The organism is Enterobacter sp. PP-008-ECC_S150 (assembly GCF_045257065.1).
Lineage (GTDB): Bacteria > Pseudomonadota > Gammaproteobacteria > Enterobacterales > Enterobacteriaceae > Enterobacter > Enterobacter chengduensis.
Genome location: NZ_JBJHHG010000012.1, coordinates 38,563 through 55,275, shown reverse-complemented (window position 1 = coordinate 55,275; position 16,713 = coordinate 38,563). Strand labels below are relative to the sequence as shown.

Here is a 16,713-nt window from a genome sequence, read left to right as displayed (position 1 = left end):
TTTTCTTAGGAAAAAATTAAGACAGGGGATAAGCAGGGGAGTAACAGCACAGGAAAAAGAATAAGAAGTCGTTTTACAACAGTATGATAGTGAATTTTGCTATTTTTTTTATTTTTTGTGGGGTGACTCACAGCAGTAAATCTATTATTTCATTTCGTTTACATTAAAATTATAAGAAAAGTAAATGGATACTCAACCAAAATAAAAATCCCGGAAGTTTGGGCGGGAATTCCGTCCTCCTCCGGGAACTTTTTATTAATTTGAATTGTCGCGGATTCAACTGTCGCGCTTAGTTAAGATTAGCAGGGAAATTATCCGGCAGTTCGCTGGCGGCGCAGGCAATCACGCTTTCGTTATTTGCACCGCAGTCGCGTACAAAGGTGATGGTGGCAAATTCATCAATCACTTCCGTTGGATATGCCGGGCCCGCATCGCGATAGCTGTTCATCAGCGGAATATGATCGTTCTGGAAGCAGACGGTTTTCTCCGGATTGTTCATGACCCAGCGCGGGAAGAAGATGGTGCCGTGGAACAGTTTGTCGCCCAGGTTCGCAATCAGGCTCACGTCGGTGCCGGTTGGCTCGGTCCAGGAAATTTTATAGATATTCTCCCCAACGCGGACGATGTACGCCTGCTGATCTTTCACCCAACGGTTTGCCACAAGGCCGCTGTGGATACGGTAGTCGAGGGTGTTCTCATTTTTGACGTAAATTTCGTAGTTCCAGCCGTTATCGTAGGTATAAACCAGATGTTTGCCGACGAAGCCGCTTAAGTCATGTTTGTCGAAGTTGCTCATAATGTGTCTCCTTTGTTTTGATGAACGTATCGTACCCCTTCAAAAAATGAATTAATAACGCTATGTTTGAATCAAATTAATTCAAAAATTAGATATGTCATGCATAAAACAACCCTTGAACAGTGGTCATTACTTGAAAAAGTGGTCGAGGCCGGGAGTTTTGCCAAAGCGGCAGAACAGACGCACCGCAGCCAGTCTTCCGTCAGTTACAACCTCTCTTTGCTGCAGGAGCGCCTGGGCGTTGCGCTGCTGGTAGTGGAAGGGAGACGGGCCGTCCTCACGCCCGCTGGAGAATTCTTGCTGAATCAGGTGAAACCGCTGCTTAAGGCGTTCTCTTACGTTGAGACGCGCGCCGCGACGCTGCGCAGCGGTATGCGAACCCGAATCGATCTGATCGTAGACAGTATTTTTCCCCGCCGCAGGCTGTTTGCGATTTTAAGACAATTCCAGCAGCGGTATCCGCAAACCCAGGTGCATCTCACCGAGGTGCTGGAAAATAGCCGCGTGGACACCCTGAACGACGAAGCGGACGTGATGATCTTAACCCGCCGCCAGGACATGACCGGGCTTGGCGAATGGCTGATGAATATCGACTTTGTTGCCGTGGCCCATCACCAGCATCCCCTCTTTCACCTCGACGCGCCGCTAAATGATGAGATGCTTCGCCCGTGGCCGCTCATCCAGATTGCGGACAGCCAGCCCGCCGCGCCTGCTGCCGGCGAGTCGTGGACCTTCTCCACCATCGACGCCGCCATCGAGGCCGTCGTCTCTCAGGTTGGCTACGGCTGGCTGCCAGAGGAACGCATCCAGACTCTGCTGGATCAGGGCGTTCTGAAACGCCTGCCGCTGAGCCACGGCGCACGCAGGGCAACGCCGCTACACCTGATCGTTAAGCGTACCCTCGCCCCGCTTGATGAGCAGGTTGAGACGCTGCTGCGCCTTTTTAGCCAGGAGCCGCCATCCTCACCTGCTACGCTTTAATGTCCGAACGTTAAAACGATAGGGAGCAGATGATGAAAATCGACTTTGCGGGGAAAGTGGCGCTGGTCACCGCCTCAACCGGCGGGATCGGGTTCGCCATTGCCAGAGGGCTGGCAGAAAGCGGTGCGGAAGTGATCGTCAATGGCCGCAGCACGGAATCGGTGAATAAAGGGATTCAGCAGCTACAGCAGGTGGTGCCGGGCGTGCAGGTGCGGGCCGCGATTGCCGATCTCAGCACCCCTGAAGGGGTTGAGTCGCTTCTGAAGGTGGCGAACAACGTCGATATCCTGGTTAACAATGCCGGGATTTACGGTCCTCAGGATTTCTATGCCACCGACGATGAGACCTGGGAACGATACTGGCAAACCAACGTGATGTCCGGCGTGCGTCTTTCCCGCGCCCTGCTGCCGGGCATGGTGCAGAAAGGCTGGGGGCGCGTGGTGTTTATCTCCTCCGAGTCGGCCTGCAATATTCCGGCGGACATGATCCACTACGGCGTGACCAAAACGGCGCAGCTCTCGCTGGCGCGCGGCCTGGCGAAATTCGTGGCCGGAAGCGGCGTAACGGTCAACAGCGTATTGCCGGGCCCGACGATGTCTGACGGTTTCGCTGAGATGATGAAAGATGAAATCGAGAAAACCGGCAAATCGCTGGATCAGCTGGCGAAAGAGTTTGTAATGGCCAACCGCCCAAGCTCGGTTATCCAGCGCGCGGCCACGGTGGAAGAGGTCGCCAATATGGTGATTTATGTCTGTTCGCCTCAGGCCTCCGCCACCTCGGGCGCGGCGCTGCGCGTCGACGGTGGCGTGGTAGATGACATCATCTGATGCTGTCAGGCCGCACTGCCCGCGACGCGACGAGCGGTAATGTAGTGCGCTTGCCAGTAATCATCCGTCAGGGTTGAGACCGTTACCCCCTGGCTGCTTGAGGCGTGAATAAACTGGCTATTGCCTATGTAAACGCCGACGTGCTGGCGGTTTGGGCCCGTCTGGAAGAAGATCAGATCGCCGGCTTTCAGACGGTACTGCGCCACCTGCACGCCCCGATGGATCTGCTCGCGCGTGGTGCGCGGCAAATCAAGGTGCGCCGCATCGCTGAACAGGTGCTGCATCAGCGCGGAGCAATCGACCCCGCGATGCGTGGTTCCGCCCCACCGATACTGGGTGCCTTTCCATTTCTGGTATTGATCGAGAATACGCGCGCGCAGCGGGCCGGATTCCTGATGCAGCAGTGCAGACTTCGCCGGCGATGCTGCCAGTTCACTGTTCATCGATAACATCGACGCGGGTAATTGAAAGCTGAACGCAGAAAACGAAGCAAAACTTAACGTGAGGATTGAAATAAGCGATCTCAGAGTCATATTAAGAAAGAAGTAGTGAGTGAGTTTTTCCTTACCTGTGGGGGCCAATGGTTCCCCTAAAATCGTGCGATGTGGCGATAATATAGACAGCTCGTTTTTTCACCAATTATTATCGAGACCAAAATTGGACTCACTTTGAGATCGCAAGATCGCGAAAAAAATGGTGGTGATATAAGGACTGTCCAGGTAAAGCAGGTAAACTGATCCCCAGAATGTGTATTTCAGCTAAGACGTATTTATGACCAATATGATTGCCGACGAGACGGTGGCAAAATCCAACGTGCTCTCTGTCTTTGACTTTGATGGGACGTTAACGCACCACGACAGCTTTATTCCTTTCCTGCGTTTTGCCTTCGGGAAACGTTACTTCGCGGGCCGCCTGGTGCGTATGGCGCTCCCCACGCTCCACTGCGTGCGTCGCAAGCTGACGCGCGACGAGCTGAAGGAAGTGCTGATCAAAACGTTCCTGACGGGCGTCGACGAGCACTGGCTGCGCCAGCAGGCGGAAGCCTTTTGCGAAAAATACTGGAACAAGCTGATGCGCCCCGAAGGGGTGCTGGCGGTGGCGGCGGAGGTAAATTCCGGTGCGGAGGTGACCATCTGTTCCGCCTCCCCGGCGCTGGTGCTCCAGCCTTGGGCGGATAAGCTGGGCATTAAGCTGATTGGCACGCAGCTGGAAGTCAAAGACGGCAAGCTGACGGGACGTATCACGGGCAATAACTGCCGCTGTGCCCAGAAGGTGGCAAGGCTGGAAAAAGTGTATGGCGACCTGAACGCCTATCATCTGCGCGCCTGGGGGGATACCCGCGGCGACCACGAGCTGCTGGCGGCGGCGCAGGATCCGCACTGGCGGCACTTCCATCACCCGCGCAAGCGCCGTAATTCACCGATTAAGTAGCCTTTTGCCGGATGGCGGCTGCGCCTTACCCGGCCTACATTCGATCCGTAGGCCCGGTAAGCGAAGCGCCACCGGACGAGACATCAGGCAGTACGTTTTCCCGGGAACATCACGCTCGCGATAATCCCCAGCGCCAGCACGCCCAACACCACAAACAGGCTGGCCGTCGCGCCTATGCTGTAACCGTGATGCCAGAAGTGATCGGTGGCATTTAGCCCCAGCTTGAACGCCACAAAGAACAGCAGCAGCACCACGGCTTTTTCGAGGTGCACCAGATACTGCTTCAGCGCTTCCAGCACGAAGTAGAGCGTACGCAGGCCGAGGATGGCGAACATCATGGCGCTGTAGATAATCAGCGGCTCGCGGCTCACGGCAATAATGGCCGGCACGGAGTCAAAGGCAAACATCACGTCAGAGAGCTCGACAACGGCCACGCACAGCAGCAGCGGCGTCGCATAGCGCTTCGCCTTCTTCACGCGCCCCACCATCACGTCCTGGTTTTCCGGCTTCTCAAGCTCCGCATCCACCTCTTTCTGCGTCAGAAGAAAGGCGTTGCTGCTGATTTTCGGCCACACCGGATAGAAGCGCTTCACCAGGCGATAGGCGAGATGACCGGAGTAATCTTCGACTTCGTCACTCTCTTCATTGCGTCTGAGCATCATCACCGCCGTCCAGCCGACGACCAGCGCGAAAATTACCTCAACGTACGGCCCCAGGCTTAACAGGCTGGTGCCGATAGCCACAAAGATGCCGCGGAAGACAATCGCCCCCAGCACGCCCCAGTAGAGGACGCGGTGGCGGTACTTATCCGGCACGCCGAACCAGGCGAAGATCGCCATCATGACGAACAGGTTATCAACGGAAAGCACCTCTTCCAGCGCATAGCCGGTGAGGAACAGGCTTGCCATCTCGGCACCGTGGTGGACATACAGGAACCCGGCGAACGCCATCGCCATCATGACCCAGAACAGAGACCACATGGCGGCGCTTTTCAGCGAGATGGGCTTGTCGTGACGGTGCATAAAGAGGTCGATAAACATCGCCCCAGCGGCCATCACCACAAAGACAACAACGGTTTCCGTGGGGAAACCGAGATGAGCAGCAGACATACATAACCCTTTTATAGAGGCAAAGAACAACACCATGCAGGCTGGCGTCAACCAGCAGAGAAAAAGGGTGGGCTGTTTCTTCACATCCCCCCTCAAAACCGCAGCGCCAGGGCCGCGCAAGGTGTGTACTTTACCTCACAACGTGGGGTGGCGCATCTGTCGTTTGGACGCTTTGCGTAACCCGTTCTATCTGTGAGTTACCTCTTATTTACATCATTTAAACCTGCCATTAACTGGATAAAAAGAATGCACCGCCGCTATAGTGGTTTTGTTAAATAAAACTTAGTTGTACCTGATAAAACCAATAAGAAACCCTGCGAGGACACAATGACAGAACATTTACGTAATGGCGCCACCGCCAATGAGGACATAGAACGAGAGACGATGCGGAAGGTGATCTGGCGTATTCTCCCGTTTCTGATTGTCAGTTACCTGGTTTCCATTATCGATCGCGGGAATATCGGCATGGCTTCGCTGCAGATGAATGAGGACCTTGGCCTCAGCAAAGCGGCGTTTGGCTTCGCGAGCAGTCTTTACTTTGTGGCCTATTTTTTGTTTGAGGTGCCCAGCAACCTGGCCATGCAGAAAGTGGGGGCACGGCTGTGGATCCCGCGCATTATGATCAGCTGGGGCATCGTCTCCATGTGTATGTCCCTGGTGCAAAACACAACTTCGCTTTATATCGTCCGCTTTCTTCTCGGGGCTGCAGAGGCGGGCTTCTTTCCGGGCGTCGTGCTGTATCTGACCTGGTGGATCCCTTCCCGCTACCGCGCACGCATTATTGCGTCCTTTATGGTCGCCATCCCGCTCGCCAACTTCATCGGCTCCCCGCTCTCCGGGTTGATTTTGTCCCTTGATGGCTGGCTGGGCCTTCGCGGCTGGCATCTGCTGTTTATTATTGAAGGCTTACCGGCCGTCATGCTGGGCATTGTCGCCTGGTTTATTCTTCGCGATCGCCCTCATCAGGCGAACTGGCTTAGCAGTGAACAGAAACAATGGCTGGAAACCACGCTCGAGAGTGAACGTCAGCAGCAAAAAAATATCGGCCATCAGACAACATGGCAGCTGCTGAAGCATCGCCAAATCTGGCTGATGGCGCTGATTTACGCGGGCGCATCTTCAGCGGGCACAACGATCAGCGTCTGGTCCCCTCAGCTGCTCAAAACGTTTCATCTCGATAATCTGGAGACGGGTCTGTTCAACGCCATCCCCTACGGTCTGGCGTCCGTCCTGATGATTGTCTGGGGACGAAGTTCTGACCGGACCAACGAACGCCGCTGGCATACCGCGCTGACGCTCTTCATGATTGCAGCGGGCGTCATTGCCGCGTTCATGAATGCATCACTGTTTGCCACGATTGTGATACTCAGTATCATCTTGATCGGTGCTTATTCCATGAAGGGACCGTTCTGGGCGCTGGCATCTGGCTGGATGAGCAGCACCTCAGCCGCCGCAGGCCTCGCCGCGATTGGGGCCATCGCCAACCTTATTGGCGGTGCGGTGATGGTCAATGCTTACGGCATTATTAATGAGCATACGGGCAGCAGTACCCTTGCCATGCTTCCTCTGGCTGGGCTGTGCGTAGCGGGTGGTATCGCGGTGCTGGTGATGGGGCGTCAGGCGCGCAACGCAGGCGTGCATAAAAAGCAGGTCACAAACTAGTCAAAACCAGAGCGGGACGCCTGTCCCGCTTTGCCCGTCAGGCGTTCTCTTCCGTCGTATCGCTCGTTTCACCATAAAACTGCGTGCAGAAGGCTTTACTCGCCCCCATTTTCTGCGACAGACGGCTGGCAGCCGCATTCATCAACTGGCCTATCTCCTTCTCACGGCGATCTTCCGTCAGCCGTGAGATGGGGCCGGTCAGGGCTAACGCCGCGACCAGCTTGTCGTGAACGCCAAAGACAGGCAACGCGAACGCCGCGGTATGGGGATCGCGCGCGCCTGACGTGTAGAGAGGAAGTTCAGCATCGCCTTCCGGCAGGCTCTCGTTCAGCCCCCAATGACGCAATACCTTACTGATGGCCGAATCATCGAGTGGAAACTGGCTGCCGGGAAGATTGCTGTGTCGCAGGCCATGCGACGCTTCAGCGCGAAACAGGCAAAGACGCTGCCCTCCTTCCAGCACATACCAGCTGGCACTCTCCTCAGACGCCAGGGATAAGGCCTGAAGCTCTGGCTGCACCACACGGGAAAGATGGAAGGACTGTTCGTACAGCTTGCCGAGGTATAGCAGACGTGGGCCAAGCGCATAATTGCCGTCTTCATGCCTGACGACGTAATTCATCCGTTCCAGAGAATTCATCAAGCGGTAAACCGTGGTTTTGTGATAACCCGACAGCTGTGCCAGCGCGGTCAGCGTCAGGCTCTCTTCACCTGGACGGAAGCAATCCAGTAAAGCCAGCGCTTTTTCAACCGCTACAACGCCTTCATTCCCCATCATTATCTCCTTGTTAGCCCGGCAGTGAGTGTACCTCAAATTTTGTGAGTCACTTCGTGTTTACATCACAAACGCTGCCTCGGGTCTGGCTAAAAGGAAAGCAACACCGCTATAGTTGTTTTGTATTGTACACCTGCATTGTACACAGTAAAACAATATGGAGGCATTCATGTCCGTTTCTGAAAAACAACCGATTAACCGCCAGTTCGAACGCGTCTCTGCTGAGGATGTTCGTCGGGCTGCCGATTATCAGGCAGCGATTCTGGCCGACGTGGCCGGTCGCCGCGGTACGCTTCATGGCCGTATCAAACCGCTTGCACCCCACATGAAGGTTGCGGGTCCGGCCATCACCGTTGAAGTTCGCCCGGGTGATAACCTGGCGATTCATGCCGCGATGGCGGTTGCACAGCCCGGCGATGTCCTGGTCGTCGATGGCAAAGGTGACCTGAGCTGCGCGCTGCTTGGCGAAATCATGGCCACTCAGGCCCGGGCGAGCGGCATTGCGGGCATCATTATTGACGGCGCTGTACGTGATGCCGATACCCTGAGCAAAGGTGACTACCCCGTCTTCTCTGCCGGCCTGAACCCCTGCGGCCCGACAAAGTTAATTTCTGGCCGGGTTAATCATCCCATTTCGGTCGCCGGGGCGACGGTTCAGGCCGGGGATCTGGTCGTTGCGGATATCGACGGCGTGGTCGTCATCCCGCGCGGTGAGGTTCAGGAGGTTATCGCGCGGGCAAAAGGAAAGCTGGAGATGGAGACCCGGCGTCTTGTCGCCATCCGTGAAGGCGATTTGCGTCCGCACTGGCTTGATGACGCGCTTCGCCAGGCGGGGATGTTAGCTGACGGGGAGGCGCTGTGATGGGGGGCAAAGACGTTATTCTGGTTACCGGAAGCGACCTGGCGGAGCAGGCGATGGAGATGTTACAGGGCTTTGAGGTGGTGTTTGCAGGTCGCCAGCCCACGGAAGATGATCTGATCGCGCTGTGTAAACAACATAATCCCGTGGCGATTCTGGTGCGTTACGGCAGGATCACCGCGAACGTCATGGATGCCGCCCCGGCTCTGCAGGTGATTTCCAAGCACGGAAGCGGGATCGATGTGATAGACCAGGCGGCAGCGGCCGAGCGCAACATCGCCGTTCGCGCTGCGCCGGGCGCAAACGCGGCGGCCGTGGCTGAACACACCTGGGCGCTGATCCTCGCCTGCGCAAAGTCCGTGGTGCCTATGGACAAGCGGCTGCGCGACGGGCACTGGGATAAGGCAACGCATAAATCCATTGAACTGGAGGGCCTCACGTTAGGGCTGATCGGGTTGGGTGCCATCGGCTCGCGCGTGGCGAATATTGGTCACGCCTTCGGCATGAAGGTGCTGGCTTACGATCCCTATGCTAAATCCATGCCTGCCGTGTGCGAACGCGCCGAAACGCTGACCGGGCTGCTTTCCCGTGCCGATGTCATCTCGCTGCACTGCCCGCTGACCGATGAGAATCGGGGGATGATCAATAGCCAGACGCTCGCCCACTGCAGGCGGAATGCCATTCTGGTGAATACGGCACGCGGCGGACTGATCCACGATGAATCGTTACTGGCGGCGCTCCGGGACGGCACGCTGCACAGCGCGGCGCTGGACAGCTTTACCCATGAGCCGCTAACGGCGCCGCACGTCTGGCAGTCCGTAGAAAACGTGGTTATTTCACCTCATATTGGCGGCGTTAGCGCAGCGTCATATATCAAGATGGGAACCGTGGCCGCGAGCAATATTCTGGCCGTGACGGACGCCACCACCGTCACCCCGTAAAACCAACCGCGACGGGTGGCAGCGCGCTTAGGTCACTTGTCTTCTGCTGTGTAGAGACATTAAAGTTGTCTCCTTTAACATGAAAAAGACTTTAAAGTTGTAAAGTTTTAAAAAAACACATACAAAACATGATGCTAAGTGTGTATCACACGCTGTTCCAACATTATGCCTTGATGTTCTTGCAGGAACTGCAATTTACAGGAGGAAAAAGGTGTTTTTGTAGTTATCTGGCGTTACGTGACAGTGTTGGTCAGATACTTCCACCTCTTCAGAGTTAAAGTTTGATATATGGGAAAAAAAACGCTCCCGGACGGGAGCGTAAGCCAGTGACTTCGGCGTCAAATGAGGGTCTAACAAGTGGAGCTGCGGGTTAATTCTGGGTGATCTGACTGCGATGCTTATCAGCCTGCTGCTGGTGAACAACGGAAGACTGACCATTATTCGCCTTCTCATGTACAGCTGCGGCCTTCTCATGCTCGCTCATTTCAGAAAATGACTTTGCTGTTTCGTTGGTAGCTCCGGGTTTAGCTTTCATCATTTTTTTATGCATTTCAGCCATGTCCTGGTGGGCAGCAGAATTGCTGTTTTGCATCATGTCATGGGACATTGCGGCCTGATCGTGACTGCTCATATCCATCATTGTCATGCTGTCTCCCTGAATTGCACTTTTTTCAGCAGATGACTGCATCTGGTGGGCAGGTGCCTGTGCATTATTTACCTGGTCATGCATGTTCATTGTCTCTGCAGCCATGGCAGATGAAGCGGCAGCCATAATGGCAACAAATGATACGAGAATCTTTTTCATGGTTGGGTCTCCGGTGTTTACATACCCAAACAATCAATGGCTTATAACAGAGAAAGCAGTTGATCTCAGGGCGGGTTAATCATCACTCCAGGAACCAGGTGATTGTGTTATCACGCTGCTCCTGATTTATGAATAATTATAAAAAACCGCCTCTGTTTATCGCGTGACTGAATGATGACAATTTTGTCACCTTCCAGGTTTCTCCTGAACAACGGGATTAATCCATTAACAGGCGCACTTTGAACACAATTTCACGCCCCTGCTGTTCTGCTGACAGCTCGCCGCCGTGAGCATGAATGATCGACCTTGTAATTGATAATCCCAGCCCCGCGCCTTCCGTGTTGTAGAACCTTGATGAGTCTGCGCGATAGAACCGGTCAAACAAACGTTCCAGATTAGCGGGAACCTGGCCGGACATCGTATTCGTAATCATCACGTTCACACAGTCACTGTCACGCTCAAGGTGTATCGCTGTACAGGTGTTATCGGGAGAATACTTGATTGCATTGGAAAGCAGGTTACTGAAAGCACGTCGGAGCATATCGCTGTCTCCGGCAACAACGCCCTCTCCTTCAACCGTGATTGTCTTTCCTGTTTCGTCTGCCAGGGGCTCGAACAACTCACGTAATTCATTCAGTTCGGCTGCCAGATCCACATCATGTTTATCCAGCCGCAGCAGACCATGCTCTGAACGTGCCAGAAAAAGCATGTCACTGGTCATTCGTGACAACCTTTTCAGTTCTTCCAGGTTAGCGAATAAAATTTCGCGGTAATGCGAAACATCCCTTTCCTTAGCCAGTGCAAACTGCGTCTGCATCATCAGATTACTGACTGGTGTGCGCAGCTCATGCGCGATGTCAGACGAGAAATCTGACAGTTTCCGGAATGCCCCCTCCAGGCGATCAAACATATTATTGAACTCCTGCATGGTCTCAGAGATTTCCGGCGGAGCCAGATCGGGATTTAGACGCTGATCCAGGCTGTGTACGGTCATGGAGGAAGCCAGACTGGTCATTTCCCGTAGCGGTTTCAGACCAATACGTGTGGTCAGCCAGCCCAGAAAAACAGAAATAAAGACCAGACCGATATTGAACCAGAACAGCCAGGTACTGAGTTTGTCCATAAACAGGGTGTGATACCCAGTATCCGTGGCAACCGTAATGATGACATGTTTGCTTTTACCCTGTTCCGGCGTCACGGCAACCCGCCGCGAGATACTGCGGTACACGGTGTTATTTTCTTCCGTCTGGATCATATAGTCGAGAATATCACCCGACTTATTAAGCAGGACCGCTGGAACAACAGAATTTTTGGCATAGAGTTCAACAATTTTTTCATTTTCCATGTTTTTTATAGAAATGAATAAGCCATTGTGCCCCACCATCGCATCGTTTATTTTTTCTGATAATGACTTAATATCCGTTTTGTTCCTGAACGTCTCTGTTTTAAGAAACTCTTCGGTGAGCTGAAGTTTACCTGTCAGAAAATCGCGGTCCTGATTATCGAAATAGCCATTAAGGGTGCTAATCAGGATAAAACTTGATAACCACCATACCGTAAGCATCACCGCAGAAAAAATCAGGCTCAGGCGTGTGGTCAGGGAAATTTTGAACCTCACTCTTCTCTGATCTCCAGGACATATCCGGCACCGCGAACGGTATGGATCAGTTTTGGCTCAAAGTCATCATCAATTTTACTTCTCAGACGTCTCACGGCGACATCAATCACATTCGTATCACTGTCAAAATTCATGTTCCAGACCAGGGACGAGATAAGACTCCTGGGTAACACTTCTCCGGTGCGTTGCAGCAGCAACTCAAGCAGAACGTATTCTTTACCGGTGAGATGGATCTCCTTCCCCGAACGGATCACGGTCCGGCGCACCATATCAACGGTCATATCGGCGATGGTGCAGACTGTTGCGGCCTGCGAGCGTGCCCGGCGCAGTAGGGTTCTTACACGTGCAACCAGCTCCGTAAAATCAAAGGGCTTAATCAGGTAGTCATCTGCGCCAAGCTCCAGTCCTTTCACTTTGTCCCGCACGTTGTCCTTTGCGGTTAAAAACAGGACCGGTTCTTCGTGCCCGGACTCCCTCAGTGCGCTGATGATTTGCCACCCGTCGAGGAAAGGCAGCATCACGTCCAGTATTATCAAATCATACTGTCCCTTCGACGCGGCCCCGAGACCATCGCGGCCATTATTAAAGAGATCGGCCTGATAGCCTTCCTCAACCAGTCCCTGCTGCAGGTAACGACCTGTTTTTTGTTCGTCTTCAACGATTAAAATACGCTGCATGGTCAACTCGCTGATATGAAAGTAAAAATCTCACGCATGAGCTTTGGCTGTCCCCTAGCTGACCTGAGACGGAGCAAGCATTCCGAGCCACGCTACGGCGCCCAGAATGATAATCGCAACAACGAATTCTGTCAGGATGCTGTTTCGCATCAGGGCAACGCTGCGATCATAATTCCCTTCCCTGACCATAACTTCAAGCCGGGGACCCAGGTGAAACCGGTTTGCTGCAGCCAGAAGAAGCATCAGAACAAACAGAGCCGTCTTGGCAAGCAATATCCTCCCCCAGGAACTGTTGAATAAGGGAGTTAAGTTACCCTCAGCAATATACAGATAGTTGACCAGCGCACTCAGGATCAGGGCTACAACAATCACCGTTCCTGCCGTGGCAAATTTTGCCAGGGAGTCAGATATCACAATGACGCTCTGTGCATTATGCTCGTTTCTGCGCATCAGCAGGATAGCAAATGCAACCAGAGCACCTGTCCAGGCACCTGCAGCGCCGAGATGGGTCAGATCGCTCAGTAAATGGAGATAGTAATGCAGACCGTCATGCATAACGGCGTGTCCTCCCCAGGCAAGTGTAGCCAGCGCCACGCCCCCACTCATCGTCATCAGCAGGCAGGACAATACTCTCTTATTAGTGTAAAGGAACAAAGCACCGAGTGTGGTAAACAGGGCACAGAGCCTGACAATCCAGCTAATACCCACATCAGTTTCTTCTATCACCATCTCGATAACATGGATGGATAATTCTCTGAGGTCAGTTACTCCACTCATGGCATTAGATACCAGGAGCATATTAATGCCAGTAAGAATGATGCCTGTAACAACAGCAAAAGTTATAAACGACCTGAAATTAGTCAGGTTATAGGTTTCATGTCTGACACCGCTTATTCCATATATCTGAAAAAATGGCAATCCAAATATTACCATCAAATCCAGATAAAGAAGAAAACGAATAACAATCATAATCAGGTCGTTCATAATATTACTTCACTGTAAAGGTGTAATTACCGGTAATAGGGTGCGTATCTGAAGAAACCGCGCGCCAGTCAACACGATAAGTGCCAGCGGGTAAAGGCTCTCGCGGAATAATGACCATCGATTTAGGGTCAGCGCCTGGCGCCACTTTTGCCGCGACCGGCATCGGAGAATGTGATGACATGCCTTTCATACCCGTCATCGTTAATTTTGCACCTGAGAATTTCACGGTCAGATTTTCCGAGAAATTAAGCTGAATCTTTTCCGGGGCCGCTACGGCTGAATCAGCCTGTGGCACAGAGCTTTTTAATTCCGGATGGGCCATAGCAGAGAAAGCAACGCCCATAACGAGGCCACCTGTAAGAATGGCTTTATTTAAAATCGACATTTTATTTACCTGTTTAGTTGAGTGTTTTATATCAGTGCGTTAAAACCAGATTCTGGCTCCCGCCAGGAATACTACCTGATGGTCTTTCTCACCTTCTCTTTTCGCCATATCGGATGTTTTCCCGTAAAGTTGATTCCAGGAAACGCCTATATAGGGTGCAAACTCACGGCGTATTTCATAGCGCAGCCGGAGCCCCAGCTCTGTGTCAGTCAGTCCCCTGCCGCGACCCCGCGATTCATCATCCTGACTGTAGAAATTCACCTCATAGGATGGCTGGAGTATGAGCCGGTTAGTCAGTAAAACGTCGTATTCTCCTCCCAGACGAAGGGCTGCTTTTCCGCCATTACTGACAAAACCCGTAATTTCAGACTCAAAATTATAGAGTGCCAGCCCCTGAAAACCGACAGCAGCCCAGGTCCGGGCAGAAGCAGGTCTGAAATCCTGCCTGACACCCGCAACCAAATCCCACCATGGGCCAACCGCATGTCCCCAGAGTAACTGCGCTTCAGCCGCCTCCGTTTCCCCATTGCTTCGTTCACCTTCACTCTTTAGCCAAATCCGATCTGTGTCGCCTCCAATCCAGCTGTTAACACTCCAGCTGAAATTGTTGGTGTTATCCGACCGTTGCCATTCCAGTTGATCCAGCAGAACCAGATAATTAATCGCACTGTCGTGAATCGCATGCCCCTGTAAATTGCCGAATGCAGCCTTCCGGTCGGCATCGGTAACAGGCGGAATTGGCGTTCTGCTCTCAGTTACAATGGGCTCCATTGACGTCATCTCAGTGAAATTCTCATCTGCTGGCATCTGCATGGCAGACATGTCGTGCCCGGCGTGGGGATCTGCAGAGACGGAGCCCGCCGCAATAGAAAGCTGTGAGGTAAACAAACCGGCGACCAGAACAGGTATGGCCTTCAAATTTCTCTTCATTCGCATCATTCCTCCACCCGGACTTCACGAAACATTCCCATTTCCATGTGATAGAGCAAATGGCAGTGATACGCCCAGCGGCCAAGCGCATCTGCTGTCACTCTGTAACTGCGTTTTGTACCAGGGGGAACATCTATTGTGTGTTTACGAACCATGAAATTACCGTTTTCATCTTCCAGATCGCTCCACATACCATGCAGGTGAATGGGGTGAGTCATCATGGTATCGTTGATCAGCGTGATCCTGAGCCGCTCACCGTATTTCAGCAGCACCGGTGCGGCATCTGAAAACTTGATTCCGTTAAATGACCAGGCAAACTTTTCCATGTGGCCGGTTAAATGCAGTTCTATGGTACGGCCAGGTTCACGTCCGTCAGGATCCTCAAAGCGGCTTTTCAAATCCGCGTACGTGAGAACCTTTCTTCCGTTATTTCGAAGACCAATACCCGGATCATTTAATTTCGGAGAGACGCTCATCGCCTGCATATCAACCAGTGGGTTATCCGTTTCTGACGCAGGATGACTTTGCATACCCGGCATTCCGGCCATCCGGGAATGATCCATACCGGCCATGCTGCTGTGATCCATGGGCGCGGAGGATGTCCCGCTATCCGGAAGGTCAGCACCGTCCATAGACATCATCTCTCCGCTGTTACCCATGCCTCCCATCTGGCTGTGGTCCATTCCTGCCATATCATGTCCCATTCCCCCCATACCCATATCTTCCATGGTCAACAGAGGACGGGGATCGAGGGGGGGAACGGCAGCACTTAACCCCTCTCTCGTGGCCAGTGTCCCTCGAGCGTAACCGGTCCTGTCCATGGATTGTGCGAAGATGGTATAGGCCTCACCCTGAGGCTCCACAATGACATCATAGGTTTCGGCAACGGCAATCCTGAATTCGTCAACGGTAACCGGGTTTACATACTGGCCATCTGCAGCCACGACCGTCATTTTCAGCCCGGGGATACGGATATCGAAATAGGTCATTGCCGAGCCGTTGATAAACCGTAAGCGTATCTTTTCACCGGGACGGAACAGTCCGGTCCAGTTTTTCAGCGGGGCCTGCCCGTTCATGAGATAGGTGTAGGTGTAGCCACTGACATCCGCGAGGTCAGTCGGATTCATTTTCATTTCAGCCCACATTTTCCGATCGGCAATGGTGGCTGACAGCCCCCTGGTATTCACGTCGCGGAAAAAAGAGCCAACGGTTGGTTTATTGAAATTGTAGTAATCCGACTGTTTTTTTAATTTTTTCAGCAGGCTGTGAGGATTTTCATCGGTCCAGTCAGACAACATGACCACATGCTCACGATCGTAAGTAAACGGTTCTGGCTCCCCGGCATCGATGATAATGGCACCGTATACCCCCTCCTGTTCCTGCAGACCGGAATGGCTGTGGTACCAGTAAGTCCCGTTCTGCTTAACCTTAAAGGTGTAAACGTAGGTATCATCAGGCTCTATGCCCATAAAACTCAGCCCCGGAACACCATCCATATTGGCCGGAAGAATAATGCCGTGCCAGTGAATGGACGTCTGTTCATTAAGACGGTTTTTGACCTTCAGGGTAATGGTGTCACCTTCTTTCCAGCGAAGAACGGGCCCCGGCAGGCCTCCATTGATTGTTTTGGCCTGACGCTCACTGCCCGTGATATTGACGGCCGTTTCACCAATGGTCAGGTCAAACTGAGTACCCTGCAGGGATGCGGCAACTGGCAGGCTCAGACTGGAACGCGCATTGAAACTCCATACGCCAAGACTTCCGGCTACGCCAGAGAGGGTTAACCCCTTCAGGAAAGTTCGTCGAGACGTTTTCAACAGCATGCGCATTCCCTTATTTAAAGTATGGTTACTGACAGAATTCGAGAACCGATTTAAATTAAATTACTGGTTCATCCACTTACAATGAAATGAATCTAGCACACCTTAAGAAA

At 52.9% G+C, this 16,713-nt stretch carries 17 protein-coding genes; 6 read left to right on the top strand and 11 right to left on the bottom strand.

Features of this window, described 5'->3' with window-relative positions:
- Positions 1 to 289 precede the first annotated feature (289 nt).
- Positions 290 to 796: a phenolic acid decarboxylase gene (locus ACJBF3_RS14355; protein WP_045327178.1), complete on the bottom strand. Its 507-nt coding sequence runs from the start codon at positions 794 to 796 to the stop codon at positions 290 to 292.
- Between the two features lie 99 nt (positions 797 to 895).
- Here ACJBF3_RS14355 and ACJBF3_RS14350 point away from each other — a divergent pair, with 99 nt between their 5' ends.
- On the top strand, positions 896 to 1,777 hold the full coding sequence (locus ACJBF3_RS14350; protein WP_045327180.1) for a LysR family transcriptional regulator: 882 nt from the start codon (positions 896 to 898) through the stop codon (positions 1,775 to 1,777).
- A gap of 32 nt (positions 1,778 to 1,809) precedes the next feature.
- The gene (locus ACJBF3_RS14345) at positions 1,810 to 2,604 is read left to right on the top strand and encodes an SDR family NAD(P)-dependent oxidoreductase (RefSeq protein WP_045327183.1); all 795 of its coding nucleotides are present in this window, start codon (positions 1,810 to 1,812) and stop codon (positions 2,602 to 2,604) included.
- A 5-nt stretch (positions 2,605 to 2,609) separates the two neighbouring features.
- On the opposite strand, the gene ACJBF3_RS14340 is transcribed toward ACJBF3_RS14345, so the two are convergent.
- Complete coding sequence (locus ACJBF3_RS14340; RefSeq protein ID WP_045327185.1) at positions 2,610 to 3,137, bottom strand: NlpC/P60 family protein; 528 nt, start codon at positions 3,135 to 3,137, stop codon at positions 2,610 to 2,612.
- 238 nt (positions 3,138 to 3,375) lie between these two features.
- On the opposite strand from ACJBF3_RS14340, the gene ACJBF3_RS14335 reads away from it, so the two are divergent.
- Entirely contained in the window at positions 3,376 to 4,035 is a 660-nt protein-coding gene (locus ACJBF3_RS14335) for an HAD family hydrolase (RefSeq protein ID WP_072265755.1), read from the top strand.
- 83 nt (positions 4,036 to 4,118) lie between these two features.
- On the opposite strand, the gene ACJBF3_RS14330 is transcribed toward ACJBF3_RS14335, so the two are convergent.
- Positions 4,119 to 5,144 (bottom strand): TerC/Alx family metal homeostasis membrane protein, encoded by a 1,026-nt coding sequence (locus ACJBF3_RS14330; protein ID WP_045327187.1) that lies wholly within the window; start codon positions 5,142 to 5,144, stop codon positions 4,119 to 4,121.
- A gap of 327 nt (positions 5,145 to 5,471) precedes the next feature.
- On the opposite strand from ACJBF3_RS14330, the gene ACJBF3_RS14325 reads away from it, so the two are divergent.
- A complete protein-coding gene (locus tag ACJBF3_RS14325; RefSeq protein ID WP_045327189.1) occupies positions 5,472 to 6,806 on the top strand; it encodes an MFS transporter in 1,335 nt (444 codons plus the stop codon).
- 37 nt (positions 6,807 to 6,843) lie between these two features.
- Here the strand turns inward: ACJBF3_RS14325 and ACJBF3_RS14320 are convergent, their stop codons facing one another.
- Positions 6,844 to 7,581 carry an IclR family transcriptional regulator gene (locus ACJBF3_RS14320; RefSeq protein WP_045327191.1) on the bottom strand — a complete coding sequence of 246 codons (738 nt, stop codon included), beginning with the start codon at positions 7,579 to 7,581 and terminating at the stop codon, positions 6,844 to 6,846.
- 169 nt (positions 7,582 to 7,750) lie between these two features.
- On the opposite strand from ACJBF3_RS14320, the gene ACJBF3_RS14315 reads away from it, so the two are divergent.
- Both ACJBF3_RS14315 and ACJBF3_RS14310 read left to right on the top strand, forming a co-directional pair.
- Positions 7,751 to 8,443, top strand: coding sequence for an RraA family protein (locus ACJBF3_RS14315; RefSeq protein ID WP_045327192.1), 693 nt, complete (start codon positions 7,751 to 7,753; stop codon positions 8,441 to 8,443).
- On the top strand, positions 8,443 to 9,381 hold the full coding sequence (locus tag ACJBF3_RS14310; RefSeq protein ID WP_045327193.1) for an NAD(P)-dependent oxidoreductase: 939 nt from the start codon (positions 8,443 to 8,445) through the stop codon (positions 9,379 to 9,381). The genes ACJBF3_RS14315 and ACJBF3_RS14310 overlap by 1 nt, the downstream gene beginning before the upstream one ends.
- A gap of 370 nt (positions 9,382 to 9,751) precedes the next feature.
- On the opposite strand, the gene pcoE is transcribed toward ACJBF3_RS14310, so the two are convergent.
- From pcoE to pcoA, 7 genes are all read right to left on the bottom strand, one after another.
- On the bottom strand, positions 9,752 to 10,186 hold the full coding sequence (gene pcoE / locus ACJBF3_RS14305; protein ID WP_000723069.1) for a copper resistance system metallochaperone PcoE: 435 nt from the start codon (positions 10,184 to 10,186) through the stop codon (positions 9,752 to 9,754).
- A 217-nt stretch (positions 10,187 to 10,403) separates the two neighbouring features.
- The gene (gene pcoS / locus ACJBF3_RS14300) at positions 10,404 to 11,804 is read right to left on the bottom strand and encodes a copper resistance membrane spanning protein PcoS (protein WP_001211180.1); all 1,401 of its coding nucleotides are present in this window, start codon (positions 11,802 to 11,804) and stop codon (positions 10,404 to 10,406) included.
- Positions 11,801 to 12,481 (bottom strand): copper response regulator transcription factor PcoR, encoded by a 681-nt coding sequence (gene pcoR / locus ACJBF3_RS14295; RefSeq protein ID WP_045327195.1) that lies wholly within the window; start codon positions 12,479 to 12,481, stop codon positions 11,801 to 11,803. The genes pcoS and pcoR overlap by 4 nt, the downstream gene beginning before the upstream one ends.
- 54 nt (positions 12,482 to 12,535) lie before the next feature.
- Positions 12,536 to 13,414 carry a copper resistance inner membrane protein PcoD gene (gene pcoD / locus ACJBF3_RS14290; RefSeq protein WP_229692861.1) on the bottom strand — a complete coding sequence of 293 codons (879 nt, stop codon included), beginning with the start codon at positions 13,412 to 13,414 and terminating at the stop codon, positions 12,536 to 12,538.
- A gap of 55 nt (positions 13,415 to 13,469) precedes the next feature.
- A complete protein-coding gene (gene pcoC, locus ACJBF3_RS14285; protein WP_000025662.1) occupies positions 13,470 to 13,850 on the bottom strand; it encodes a copper resistance system metallochaperone PcoC in 381 nt (126 codons plus the stop codon).
- 39 nt (positions 13,851 to 13,889) lie between these two features.
- Positions 13,890 to 14,780 (bottom strand): copper resistance outer membrane transporter PcoB, encoded by an 891-nt coding sequence (gene pcoB / locus ACJBF3_RS14280; RefSeq protein ID WP_001378118.1) that lies wholly within the window; start codon positions 14,778 to 14,780, stop codon positions 13,890 to 13,892.
- Positions 14,781 to 14,785: 5 nt separating this feature from the next.
- Positions 14,786 to 16,603, bottom strand: a complete 1,818-nt coding sequence (pcoA, locus tag ACJBF3_RS14275; protein WP_032980332.1) for a multicopper oxidase PcoA — start codon at positions 16,601 to 16,603, stop codon at positions 14,786 to 14,788.
- Positions 16,604 to 16,713 lie beyond the last annotated feature (110 nt).

Excerpts from the sequence above, each read along its gene's own strand:
- pcoB (WP_001378118.1), bottom strand. The coding sequence starts at position 14,780 with ATGAAGAGAAATTTGAAGGCCATACCTGTTCTGGTCGCCGGTTTGTTT.
- ACJBF3_RS14330 (WP_045327187.1), bottom strand. The coding sequence starts at position 5,144 with ATGTCTGCTGCTCATCTCGGTTTCCCCACGGAAACCGTTGTTGTCTTT.
- ACJBF3_RS14345 (WP_045327183.1), top strand. The coding sequence starts at position 1,810 with ATGAAAATCGACTTTGCGGGGAAAGTGGCGCTGGTCACCGCCTCAACC.
- ACJBF3_RS14320 (WP_045327191.1), bottom strand. The coding sequence starts at position 7,581 with ATGGGGAATGAAGGCGTTGTAGCGGTTGAAAAAGCGCTGGCTTTACTG.
- ACJBF3_RS14310 (WP_045327193.1), top strand. The coding sequence starts at position 8,443 with ATGGGGGGCAAAGACGTTATTCTGGTTACCGGAAGCGACCTGGCGGAG.
- ACJBF3_RS14335 (WP_072265755.1), top strand. The coding sequence starts at position 3,376 with ATGACCAATATGATTGCCGACGAGACGGTGGCAAAATCCAACGTGCTC.
- pcoE (WP_000723069.1), bottom strand. The coding sequence starts at position 10,186 with ATGAAAAAGATTCTCGTATCATTTGTTGCCATTATGGCTGCCGCTTCA.
- pcoR (WP_045327195.1), bottom strand. The coding sequence starts at position 12,481 with ATGCAGCGTATTTTAATCGTTGAAGACGAACAAAAAACAGGTCGTTAC.
- pcoD (WP_229692861.1), bottom strand. The coding sequence starts at position 13,414 with ATGGTAATATTTGGATTGCCATTTTTTCAGATATATGGAATAAGCGGT.
- ACJBF3_RS14325 (WP_045327189.1), top strand. The coding sequence starts at position 5,472 with ATGACAGAACATTTACGTAATGGCGCCACCGCCAATGAGGACATAGAA.
- ACJBF3_RS14355 (WP_045327178.1), bottom strand. The coding sequence starts at position 796 with ATGAGCAACTTCGACAAACATGACTTAAGCGGCTTCGTCGGCAAACAT.
- pcoC (WP_000025662.1), bottom strand. The coding sequence starts at position 13,850 with ATGTCGATTTTAAATAAAGCCATTCTTACAGGTGGCCTCGTTATGGGC.
- ACJBF3_RS14350 (WP_045327180.1), top strand. The coding sequence starts at position 896 with ATGCATAAAACAACCCTTGAACAGTGGTCATTACTTGAAAAAGTGGTC.
- ACJBF3_RS14315 (WP_045327192.1), top strand. The coding sequence starts at position 7,751 with ATGTCCGTTTCTGAAAAACAACCGATTAACCGCCAGTTCGAACGCGTC.
- ACJBF3_RS14340 (WP_045327185.1), bottom strand. The coding sequence starts at position 3,137 with ATGACTCTGAGATCGCTTATTTCAATCCTCACGTTAAGTTTTGCTTCG.
- pcoA (WP_032980332.1), bottom strand. The coding sequence starts at position 16,603 with ATGCTGTTGAAAACGTCTCGACGAACTTTCCTGAAGGGGTTAACCCTC.